Origin of the sequence: Salinispirillum sp. LH 10-3-1, from assembly GCF_030643825.1 — a bacterium.
In the GTDB taxonomy this organism is placed as follows: domain Bacteria; phylum Pseudomonadota; class Gammaproteobacteria; order Pseudomonadales; family Natronospirillaceae; genus Salinispirillum.
In genome coordinates, this window is the sequence record NZ_CP101717.1 from 819,761 (window position 1) to 831,128 (window position 11,368).

Consider the following 11,368-nt stretch of genomic DNA (forward strand, 5'->3'; position numbering starts at 1 on the left):
ATATTGGGGCTTTGTTTTAGAATCGGAAATATCCATGGACATTAAATCACTGCGCTTGTTTTTGTCGTTGGCCAATACGCTGCATTTCGGTAAAACCAGCGCACAGATGCACGTCAGTCCGTCTACGTTGAGTCGAACCATCAGCCGCTTGGAAGACCAGCTGGGTGCTGTGTTGTTTGAACGCGACAACCGCACTGTAGTACTCACGCCGGCAGGCAAGCAGGCCCGTCGGCATATTGAGGTGATGTTGTCGGCGTGGCAGCAGCTTCAAGGTGAGTTGCAACAGTCGGCGCAAAGTCTGCGCGGGCAAATTCGCCTGTATTGCTCTGTAACAGCCAGCTACAGCTTGCTTCTTGAGTTGCTGCAGCAGTTTCGCCCCCTGTATCCGCGGATCGATGTTGTTGTAGAAACCGGAGACGCGGCCTATTCGATCGAAAAAGTACAGCATGACGACGCCGACATCGCCATCGCTCCACGCCCCGATACGTTGCCTAACAATATCGAGTTTCTGGAATTCTCTCGTTCGCCCCTAGTGTTTATTGCCCCGGTAATTTCCTGCCCGGTGTCGGAACAAGTTGAATCTTCGTCTATCCTGTGGGAGGACGTACCTTTTATTGTTGCTGAGCATGGGTTGGCTCGGCAGCGCTTGTATGAATGGTTTCGGCAGCGTAATCTTCAGCCCACGGTTTACGCCCAAGTAGGTGGCCATGAGGCCATTGTGTCTATGGTGGCGCTTGGGTTCGGTGTGGGTGTGGTGCCAGAGTTGGTGCTGACCAACAGCCCAATGCACAGCCAGGTACGCGTGTTACCGGTGGAGCCCGTATTGGCTCCGTTCGAGATTGGCCTTTGTGCCATGCGGCGACGTCTGCAAGACCCTATCGTTCAGGCTTTCTGGCAAATGCAGGGCAAAGGCCTGAATCGCGAGTAACCAACAAAGTATTTTTACCTTTTGAATTTAGAGATTTGGCAAAAACATGGCTGACGAAAACAAGCAACCAGAGGCTCCAACGACAGAATCTGGTGAGAGCACCCAAACTGCAGCAGAGGCTTACCACGCGCGGCGCGGTGTTTACTTGATCCCTAACTTGCTGACGACTACCGCGCTATTCGCGGGTTTCTATGCCATTGTTGCAGCGATTAAAGGTGATTTCAGCAATGCCGCCGTCGCAATTTTTGTGGCGATGATTTTTGATGGCCTTGATGGCCGCGTGGCGCGCATGACGCATACTCAGAGTGACTTCGGGGCACAATACGATTCGATGTCTGACCTGGTGGCTTTTGGTGTCGCACCGGCAGTGGTCGCCTTTCTTTGGTCCTTGGATTCACTTGGCAATTTGGGCTGGGCAGCGGCCTTTGTCTATGTGGCGGGTGCGGCGTTGCGCTTGGCACGGTTCAACACGCAAATCAGTACAACTGACAAGCGCTTCTTTGTTGGTTTGGCGAGTCCTGCTGCGGCGGCCATAGTGGCGGGTTCGGTGTGGGCGTTCAGTGAATTGAATGTCGAGGGCACCGAGCTCGCCTTCTTGATGGTGATATTGGTTTCTGCAGTCGGCTGCTTAATGGTGAGCAATGTGCGCTATTGGAGTTTTAAAGAGGTTGGCGTAAAAGGGCGCATTCCCTTTACGGCATTATTACTGATCATTATGGCGTTCGTAGTGGTGGCGTTAGATCCGCCGGTGGTCTTGCTGTTATTGGCCTTTGCCTATGCGGCATCAGGTCCCATTATGGAAGGCTGGCGTAAACTAAAGCGCCGTGGCGGAGCTGCCGAGTAAGCTTGGAACTTTGAGCCGTTAATCCAGTCTCAGGTTTCAGCGTATCTATAGTGGATAACAAAACCTCGTAGGCGAGAAATCATGACGAAGGTAAAGCGGCTCACTGAAAACGACGTTACCCCGAAAGCGGCGTATCTGAACCGGCGACGGTTTTTGGCTGGTGGCGCTGCCCTTTTAGGCGGCGCAACCATCGGCGCAGAGGCTTGGGCGCGACCGGCAGACTGGATGCTGCAGCAAGTTAAACAGGAATGGCCAACCACCTACCGAGTGGATGAGGCCATTACGCCTGAGTACGACGCGACGCATTACAATAACTATTATGAATTCGGTACGGGTAAGAACGATCCCGTGCGTAATTCGCAAAACTTCCGCACGGACCCTTGGTCGGTGCAAGTGAGTGGGGCCTGCAATAACCCAGGTACCTACGCCCTTGAAGACCTCATTAAGGCCAAAGACTTGGAAGAGCGCATCTATCGCTTTCGCTGCGTAGAGGCTTGGTCCATGGTGATCCCTTGGCTGGGTTTTCCGCTGGCTGACTTGATCAAGCGGCTTGATCCGACCAGTGACGCCAAGTACGTTGCCTTTGAAACCTTGGTCGACCGCGACCAATTCCCGAACCAGCGCGCTCTCCGGCCGGCCATCCCGTACCCCTATATTGAAGGCTTGCGCATGGACGAAGCCATGAATCCTTTAACCTTGATGGCGGTCGGAATGTATGGCGAGACCCTGCCAAACCAAAACGGTGCGCCGATCCGTCTAGTAGTGCCATGGAAGTATGGCTTTAAAAGCATTAAGGCCATTGTTCGCATTCATTTCACTAACGAAGAGCCACCGACAACTTGGAGTAATGCTGCGCCACGCGAGTATGGCTTCTATGCCAATGTGAATCCTACTGTTGATCACCCTCGGTGGAGCCAAGCGACCGAGCGTCGTTTGCCGACGTCGTTCTTTAATCCGAATGTCATTGATACCTTAATGTTTAATGGCTACGAAGAAGAGGTCGCGCACCTGTATGCCGGTATGGACTTGCGACGATTCTATTGATGGGATCAGTAGGGCGTTGCGTGACTTTGAATAGGGCGGTAATTCAGTCCGTGGTTCAACGATTAGCCGTTCATCTGCTGTGCGCACTGCCCTTGTGCTATTGGCTTTGGCAAATGGCATTGACGATCATGGGGCAGCGTACGACTCTCAGCACGGACCCCGGACAGATATTGGCTGACCAGACAGGCATGTGGGCACTGAACTTCTTGCTGTTGAGCTTAGCCCTAACACCGTTGCATAAATGGTTTCGGGTGCGCTGGGTGACCTACCGACGTGCTGTCGGCTTGTGGGCCTTTGCCTATGCCGTATTGCATGTGTTGGTGTTCTATTGGCTTATTCTTGGTGGCAATTTGGCAACGTTCGGTCGTGAGCTGACACAGCGTCCCTATATAGTGTTGGGAGCGCTGGCGCTGTTGTTGCTAATACCACTGGTTGTGACTTCTACTCAGGCCGCCATGCGGCGGCTTAAAAAGAATTGGAAAAAACTGCATCAACTGGTTTATCTCATTGCTGTGTTGGCGGCGATCCATGCACTGTGGCAGTTGAAAGGTGATTGGGGCTGGCCAATGGTGCAGATGATGATATTGGTCGGCCTGCTGGGTATTCGAGTCTACTGGTGGCTGCAGCGTCGTCGAACTGGTGGCAGAGCGCTCTAGCGCACCCACAAAATAATAATTTCAAATTAAGCGTTGACACCCTCGGGAATCTCTCTATAATTCGCGCTCCCTGACACGGCCACTGGCTCTTAAGGGCGTTAGATTGAAGGTTTGAAGTTGTTTGGCAAGGGTTCGCTAAGTGACTGAAAACAAAGAAAAAACTTCAAAATAATGATTGACACGGATGAGCGGCGCTGTATAATGCGCGCCACTGAAACGAAGAAGCCAAGCGCACTTCGAAGCTCTTTAAAAAATCAAACAAGTAATTCGTGTGGGCACTTGTTGTTGTGAGTTAGCGAGTCTAACAAATATCAGCAAGTGACTGTGAATTCATACATGTGTTCAGTTTACTGGATACACGGTGGATTCCGATTAATTGCTGAGCTAAGTTTGGGTTGTCATTTATGACGACCAACTGATTTAAAACTGAAGAGTTTGATCATGGCTCAGATTGAACGCTGGCGGCAGGCCTAACACATGCAAGTCGAGCGGTAGCACAGAGAGCTTGCTCTTGGGTGACGAGCGGCGGACGGGTGAGTAACGCGTAGAAATCTGCCTGGTAGTTGGGGATAGCCCGGAGAAATCCGGATTAATACCGAATGTGCTCTTAGGAGGAAAGCGGGGGATCTTCGGACCTCGCGCTACCAGATGAGTCTGCGTAGGATTAGCTAGTTGGTGGGGTAAAGGCTCACCAAGGCGACGATCCTTAGCTGGTCTGAGAGGATGATCAGCCACACTGGGACTGAGACACGGCCCAGACTCCTACGGGAGGCAGCAGTGGGGAATATTGGACAATGGGGGCAACCCTGATCCAGCCATGCCGCGTGTGTGAAGAAGGCCTTCGGGTTGTAAAGCACTTTCAGTGGTGAGGAAGGGTGTTGTGTTAATAGCGCAATACATTGACGTTAGCCACAGAAGAAGCACCGGCTAACTCCGTGCCAGCAGCCGCGGTAATACGGAGGGTGCAAGCGTTAATCGGAATTACTGGGCGTAAAGCGCGCGTAGGCGGTTTGTTAAGTGAGATGTGAAAGCCCCGGGCTCAACCTGGGAATTGCATCTTATACTGGCAGGCTAGAGTATGGTAGAGGTGGGTAGAATTCCTGGTGTAGCGGTGAAATGCGTAGAGATCAGGAGGAATACCGGTGGCGAAGGCGGCCCACTGGACCAATACTGACGCTGAGGTGCGAAAGCGTGGGGAGCAAACAGGATTAGATACCCTGGTAGTCCACGCCGTAAACGATGTCAACTAGCCGTTGGGGAGTTTAATCTCTTTAGTGGCGCAGCTAACGCACTAAGTTGACCGCCTGGGGAGTACGGCCGCAAGGTTAAAACTCAAATGAATTGACGGGGGCCCGCACAAGCGGTGGAGCATGTGGTTTAATTCGACGCAACGCGAAGAACCTTACCTACTCTTGAAATCCAGAGAATTTAGCAGAGATGCTTTAGTGCCTTCGGGAACTCTGAGACAGGTGCTGCATGGCTGTCGTCAGCTCGTGTTGTGAAATGTTGGGTTAAGTCCCGTAACGAGCGCAACCCTTATCCTTATTTGCCAGCGGGTCATGCCGGGAACTCTAAGGAGACTGCCGGTGACAAACCGGAGGAAGGCGGGGACGACGTCAAGTCATCATGGCCCTTACGAGTAGGGCTACACACGTGCTACAATGGGGCGTACAGACGGTTGCGAAGCAGCGATGTGAAGCCAACCCGACAAAGCGTCTCGTAGTCCGGATCGCAGTCTGCAACTCGACTGCGTGAAGTCGGAATCGCTAGTAATCGTGAATCAGCATGTCACGGTGAATACGTTCCCGGGCCTTGTACACACCGCCCGTCACACCATGGGAGTTGATTGCACCAGAAGTAGGTAGCTTAACCTTCGGGGGAGCGCTTACCACGGTGTGGTTAATGACTGGGGTGAAGTCGTAACAAGGTAGCCGTAGGGGAACCTGCGGCTGGATCACCTCCTTAAACGACAGACAAGCGCTCGCATCGATGAGTGCTCACACGAATTACTTGTTAGTGGCCTGGTCGCCTGACCGTTCCTTCGGAACACATCAGGGATCATTTGGCTGCTCGGTACATTGCCTGCTGGTTCAGGCAATCCGTTCTTTAACAATCTGGATATGCGAATAACACATTGCATGAGTTTAATGATTCAAGCGCCGGTGTGTTGATGATAGAGACGCGTAAGCGTCGTCTAGCATCACTTGTTGTATGTTGTTGCAAGCAATTGCGATCAATTGTGTAGGTGCGTGCATACCCTGAGGAGGGTGTGTACAGACTAGAAACCTTAGGGTTATATGGTCAAGCATTTAAGCGTACAGGGTGGATGCCTAGGCAACTGGAGGCGATGAAAGACGTGGTAGCCTGCGAAAAGACTGGGGGAGGTGGCAAACGACCTATGATCCCGGTATGTCTGAATGGGGAAACCCACTGCATTCGTGCAGTATCTCTTAGGAGAGGCGAACGCGGGGAACTGAAACATCTAAGTACCCGTAGGAAAAGAAATCAAACGAGATTCCCAGAGTAGCGGCGAGCGAAATGGGAACAGCCCTTAAGCTCAGTGGACGTTAGTGGAAGGTTCTGGAAAGTACCGCCATAGTGGGTGATAGCCCCGTACACGAAAACCAAACTGAGTGAAAACGAGTAGGTCGGGACACGTGATATCTTGACTGAACATGGGGGGACCATCCTCCAAGGCTAAATACTCCCAGTTGACCGATAGTGAACCAGTACCGTGAGGGAAAGGCGAAAAGAACCCCTGTGAGGGGAGTGAAATAGATCCTGAAACCCTGTACGTACAAGCAGTGGAAGCCTTCTTAGGAGGGTGACTGCGTACCTTTTGTATAATGGGTCAGCGACTTACATTCAGTAGCGAGGTTAACCGAATAGGGGAGCCGTAGAGAAATCGAGTCTTAATAGGGCGATGAGTTGCTGGGTGTAGACCCGAAACCGAGTGATCTATCCATGGGCAGGTTGAAGGTTGAGTAACATCAACTGGAGGACCGAACTCACTCACGTTGAAAAGTTAGGAGATGACCTGTGGATAGGAGTGAAAGGCTAATCAAACTCGGAGATAGCTGGTTCTCCCCGAAAGCTATTTAGGTAGCGCCTCGGACGAATACCACTGGGGGTAGAGCACTGTTTCGGCTAGGGGGTCATCCCGACTTACCAACCCGATGCAAACTCCGAATACCAGTGAGTACTATCCGGGAGACACACGGCGGGTGCTAACGTCCGTCGTGGAAAGGGAAACAACCCAGACCGCCAGCTAAGGTCCCAAAATTCCAGTTAAGTGGGAAACGATGTGGGAAGGCTCAGACAGCTAGGAGGTTGGCTTAGAAGCAGCCACCCTTTAAAGAAAGCGTAATAGCTCACTAGTCGAGTCGGCCTGCGCGGAAGATATAACGGGGCTCAAACTGGATACCGAAGCTGCGGCAGCGTACTTTGTACGCTGGGTAGGGGAGCGTTCTGTAAGCCGTTGAAGGTGTATCGAGAGGTATGCTGGAGGTATCAGAAGTGCGAATGCTGACATGAGTAACGACAAAACGGGTGAAAAACCCGTTCGCCGGAAGACCAAGGGTTCCTGTTCAACGTTAATCGGAGCAGGGTGAGTCGGTCCCTAAGGCGAGGCTGAAGAGCGTAGTCGATGGGAAACAGGTTAATATTCCTGTACCGATGTGTATTGCGATGGGAGGACGGAGAAGGCTAGGCCAGCCTGGCGATGGTTGTCCAGGTTTAAGGGTGTAGGCAGAGATCTTAGGTAAATCCGGGATCTTAATGCTGAGACCTGATGACGGTGACGCTACGGCGTCCGAAGTGGTTGATGCCATGCTTCCAGGAAAAGTCTCTAAGCTTCAGATACACATTGACCGTACCCCAAACCGACACAGGTGGTCAGGTAGAGAATACCAAGGCGCTTGAGAGAACTCGGGTGAAGGAACTAGGCAAAATGGTACCGTAACTTCGGGAGAAGGTACGCCGCATTAGGGTGATGGGACTTGCTCCCTAAGCCTGAAGCGGTCGAAGATACCAGGTGGCTGCGACTGTTTATTAAAAACACAGCACTCTGCAAACTCGAAAGAGGACGTATAGGGTGTGACGCCTGCCCGGTGCCGGAAGGTTAATTGATGGGGTTAGCTTCGGCGAAGCTCTTGATCGAAGCCCCGGTAAACGGCGGCCGTAACTATAACGGTCCTAAGGTAGCGAAATTCCTTGTCGGGTAAGTTCCGACCTGCACGAATGGCGTAACGATGGCCACGCTGTCTCCACCCGAGACTCAGTGAAATTGAACTCGCTGTTAAGATGCAGTGTATCCGCGGCTAGACGGAAAGACCCCGTGAACCTTTACTATAGCTTCACACTGGACTTTGATATGACTTGTGTAGGATAGCTGGGAGACTTTGAAGCGTGAACGCCAGTTTGCGTGGAGTCGACCTTGAAATACCAGCCTGGTCATCTTGAGGTTCTAACTCAGGCGTAACAGCGTCGAGGACAGTGTGTGGTGGGTAGTTTGACTGGGGCGGTCTCCTCCCAAAGAGTAACGGAGGAGCACGAAGGTTGGCTAAGCATGGTCGGAAATCATGCGGTTAGTGTAATGGCACAAGCCAGCTTGACTGCGAGACAGACAAGTCGAGCAGGTACGAAAGTAGGTCATAGTGATCCGGTGGTTCTGTATGGAAGGGCCATCGCTCAACGGATAAAAGGTACTCCGGGGATAACAGGCTGATACCGCCCAAGAGTTCACATCGACGGCGGTGTTTGGCACCTCGATGTCGGCTCATCACATCCTGGGGCTGAAGCCGGTCCCAAGGGTATGGCTGTTCGCCATTTAAAGTGGTACGCGAGCTGGGTTTAGAACGTCGTGAGACAGTTCGGTCCCTATCTGCCGTGGACGTATGAGACTTGAGAAGAGCTGCTCCTAGTACGAGAGGACCGGAGTGGACGAACCTCTGGTGTTCCGGTTGTCACGCCAGTGGCATTGCCGGGTAGCTAAGTTCGGACAGGATAACCGCTGAAAGCATCTAAGCGGGAAGCCCCCTTCAAGATGAGGTCTCACTGGACGCAAGTCCCTAAAGGGCCCTGGAAGACTACCAGGTTGATAGGTTGGGTGTGTAAGCGTTGTAAGGCGTTGAGCTAACCAATACTAATTGCCCGTGAGGCTTGACCATATAACGCCTAAGGCGTTTGGGCCTACACAGTGTTGAGAAACAGATACAAGAAGGTCGGTACGACGCAGTACCGCAGACCGGTGCTTGAATGATTGAATTCATGCAAAGATCGAGCGATTGAAAGATCGAGTGATCAAAAACGTGTTAATCGCATATTCAGAACGCATGATTGCGGATAAGGATTAATTAAATTAATTAAATTAATTAAAACCTTATCGGTGACGGCAAACGAACAGAGAGCGTGTGGGTAGCGTAACGACGCACCGGCACCACTCGACCAGTTTGCTTGACGATCATAGAGCCTTGGAACCACCTGATCCCATCCCGAACTCAGCAGTGAAACGAGGTATCGCCGATGGTAGTGTGGGGTCTCCCCATGTGAGAGTAGGTCATCGTCAAGCTCTTAAATAGAACCAAAAAACCCGGCCTAGTGCCGGGTTTTTTGGTTTTAGCGTGGTTAAATGACCTACTCTCGAGTAGGGTGATGCGCGTTGGGCGAAGCCCATTGAAAGCCCCTTAACGGGGCTTTCAAAGCAAAGAACGCCCGCAGCTGTGCTGCGGGCTGGATCATCGTCAAGCTCTTAAATACGGCAAACCCCGGGTCAGCAATGGCTCGGGGTTTTTGCTTTGTGGGGAACCGTGCTGTCGCCACGGGCTTTCGGGTTATGCCGCCAGCGCTCAACGGCAGGCCGAAAATGCGCGCTTTGCGGCATACGCCCTACACCCCTGCCTCAGCAAGTGCTTACCGTCACTTAAAGGGTGGAAGAGGTAGTGGCAGGCTCGTAGGGCGGTGTGTTTACACCCGCCGCGGTCTGGTTCCTATCGAGCTATGAATACAACGCTTCATCCAACAAGCTATCCCGCCACGTTCGCCACAGCACACGCAATGTGGTTGCGCCGTGTTCTGGCTTTATGCGAATACCATAGGCCTCTACATTGATGATTTTAGAGGCGCCTAAATGCAGCAACTGCACCCAAGCTTCTATTGGGAATTGTGGGTGCGGTGGGCAATTGACGTATTTATGCCATTGCTGGAGCAGTAATTCGGGGTCGCGTAATTCGAAGTAGATGGTAAAGCTTTCTTCCAACAATTCGCGCCGCCGCGCTAAGCGCTCGGCGAGCTGGTCGGGGTTTAAACTCGACCAACGCGCAATGTCATCGAGGGTGCGAAAGCACCCCCGACACACGGTATCGCCAACCGTTACGCTGCAAATGCCTACGCAAGGGCTGGCTGATGTGGGTGAAAGCGGTACCTTGGTCGTACCGCCGTCTCCTTTTATTACTCCCACGTTAGCGCGCCACCGACTTGATATTCGGTTACCCGAGTTTCAAAGAAGTTTTTCTCTTTCTTAAGGTCCATGATTTCCGCCATCCAAGGGAAGGGGTTCTTTGCGCCGGGGTAGGCTTCTGCCAGCCCTAATTGCTGTAGACGGCGATTACTGATGTAGCGCAGGTATTCGCCCATCTGCTCCGCATTCATGCCCAGTACGCCACGTGGCATGGTGTCCTGAGCGTAGGCGTATTCCAGCTCGTAGCCTTCCATGATCATACGCGTAGCTTCTTGTTGCATGGCGTCGTCCCAGAGCTGCGGGTTTTCCGCTTTGATCTGGTTGATGACGTCGATGCCGAAGTTCACGTGCATGGATTCGTCGCGCAAAATGTACTGAAACTGCTCGGCCACGCCAGTCATCTTGTTGCGGCGGCCCATGCTGAGAATTTGCGTGAAACCGCAATAGAAGAAGATGCCTTCCAGCACGCAGTAAAAAGCAATCAGGTTACGCAGCAATTCACGGTCGTTTTCTGTCGTGCCGGTGTTGAACGTTGGGTCGCCCAGCTTTTGCGTGTACGTGAGGCCCCAAGCGGCTTTTTTGGCCACGCTGGGTACTTCGCGGTACATGTTGAAGATCTCGCCTTCGTCCATCGCCAGCGTTTCAATGCAATACTGATAGGCGTGGGTGTGAATGGCTTCTTCAAACGCTTGGCGCAGAATGTACTGGCGGCATTCCGGGTTGGTGATCAGTCGGTAAATCGCCAGCACGAGGTTGTTTGCCACCAAGCTGTCTGCCGTGGAAAAGAAGCCAAGATTGCGTTTTACAATGGTGCGCTCGTCGGCGGTGAGGCCGTTCTCGCTTTTCCACAGTTGGATGTCGGCGCTCATGTTGATTTCTTGTGGCATCCAGTGGTTGGCGCAACCCGCAAGATACTTCTGCCACGCCCATTCGTATTTGAACGGCACGAGCTGGTTGAGGTCGGCGCGGCAATTGATCATGCGCTTGTCGTCAACTTGGACGCGACCGGCATTCATTTCAAGTTCTTCCAAACCCGCAGCGACATCCAGTGCGGCCAGTTCAGCTTCCACTTGCGCTTGCATGTTTACATCGGCGGCAGGCGCGGGTACAGCAACAGTCGCTTCCGCTACTTTTTTCTGCGGCTTGGCAGGCTCTTGCACCTGCGTTTCGTCTTCTAAAGCATCCCAGTTCAGCATGGTATCTTTCCTCTATAAGTTTCCCTCTGCATCGGTTGGAAGAATGGCCCAAGCACCGGTTTCCGGTACGCCGTGAACCCATCCCTGGGGGCTCGAATGCGGCTGTCCTGCCGCATACGCCCGTCAACCGGTGCTTGGGCCATTCTTCCAACCTAACCCCGTACCAAACACAAAGGAACGAGGGCAAAGGTCATGTGATGTTGGTATTGATCCGTTTGCGTCTTCGGATCAGATCGTTGTTTG

At 52.6% G+C, this 11,368-nt stretch carries 6 protein-coding genes and 3 rRNA genes; 7 read left to right on the forward strand and 2 right to left on the reverse strand.

The annotated features are described in order from the left end of the window. The first annotated feature begins 34 nt into the window (after positions 1-34). The 7 genes from ilvY (at position 35) to rrf (ending at position 9,041) form a co-directional block, all read left to right on the forward strand. Complete coding sequence (gene ilvY, locus NFC81_RS03595) at positions 35-928, forward strand: HTH-type transcriptional activator IlvY (RefSeq protein WP_304996172.1); 894 nt, start codon at positions 35-37, stop codon at positions 926-928. A 46-nt stretch (positions 929-974) separates the two neighbouring features. Further along, positions 975-1,772 carry a CDP-diacylglycerol--serine O-phosphatidyltransferase gene (gene pssA / locus NFC81_RS03600; protein WP_304996173.1) on the forward strand — a complete coding sequence of 266 codons (798 nt, stop codon included), beginning with the start codon at positions 975-977 and terminating at the stop codon, positions 1,770-1,772. 81 nt (positions 1,773-1,853) lie between these two features. Beyond that, positions 1,854-2,816, forward strand: coding sequence for a protein-methionine-sulfoxide reductase catalytic subunit MsrP (gene msrP, locus NFC81_RS03605; RefSeq protein WP_370529887.1), 963 nt, complete (start codon positions 1,854-1,856; stop codon positions 2,814-2,816). 20 nt (positions 2,817-2,836) lie between these two features. Beyond that, entirely contained in the window at positions 2,837-3,472 is a 636-nt protein-coding gene (locus NFC81_RS03610) for a ferric reductase-like transmembrane domain-containing protein (protein ID WP_304996174.1), read from the forward strand. Between the two features lie 423 nt (positions 3,473-3,895). Then, positions 3,896-5,437 (forward strand): 16S ribosomal RNA (locus NFC81_RS03615). Positions 5,438-5,771: 334 nt separating this feature from the next. Then, positions 5,772-8,640: ribosomal RNA gene (locus NFC81_RS03620) — 23S ribosomal RNA — on the forward strand. A 285-nt stretch (positions 8,641-8,925) separates the two neighbouring features. Beyond that, a 5S ribosomal RNA gene (gene rrf, locus NFC81_RS03625) occupies positions 8,926-9,041 on the forward strand. The 16S, 23S and 5S rRNA genes sit together here, the layout of an rRNA operon. 426 nt (positions 9,042-9,467) lie before the next feature. Here the strand turns inward: rrf and NFC81_RS03630 are convergent. Then, positions 9,468-9,929: a DUF1289 domain-containing protein gene (locus NFC81_RS03630; RefSeq protein WP_304996176.1), complete on the reverse strand. Its 462-nt coding sequence runs from the start codon at positions 9,927-9,929 to the stop codon at positions 9,468-9,470. Then, positions 9,920-11,125, reverse strand: coding sequence for a ribonucleotide-diphosphate reductase subunit beta (locus NFC81_RS03635; RefSeq protein WP_304996177.1), 1,206 nt, complete (start codon positions 11,123-11,125; stop codon positions 9,920-9,922). Before NFC81_RS03635 ends, NFC81_RS03630 begins: the two co-directional genes overlap by 10 nt. Between the last annotated feature and the right edge of the window lie 243 nt (positions 11,126-11,368).

Excerpts from the sequence above, each read along its gene's own strand:
- msrP (WP_370529887.1), top strand. The coding sequence starts at position 1,854 with ATGACGAAGGTAAAGCGGCTCACTGAAAACGACGTTACCCCGAAAGCG.
- NFC81_RS03635 (WP_304996177.1), bottom strand. The coding sequence starts at position 11,125 with ATGCTGAACTGGGATGCTTTAGAAGACGAAACGCAGGTGCAAGAGCCT.
- ilvY (WP_304996172.1), top strand. The coding sequence starts at position 35 with ATGGACATTAAATCACTGCGCTTGTTTTTGTCGTTGGCCAATACGCTG.
- pssA (WP_304996173.1), top strand. The coding sequence starts at position 975 with ATGGCTGACGAAAACAAGCAACCAGAGGCTCCAACGACAGAATCTGGT.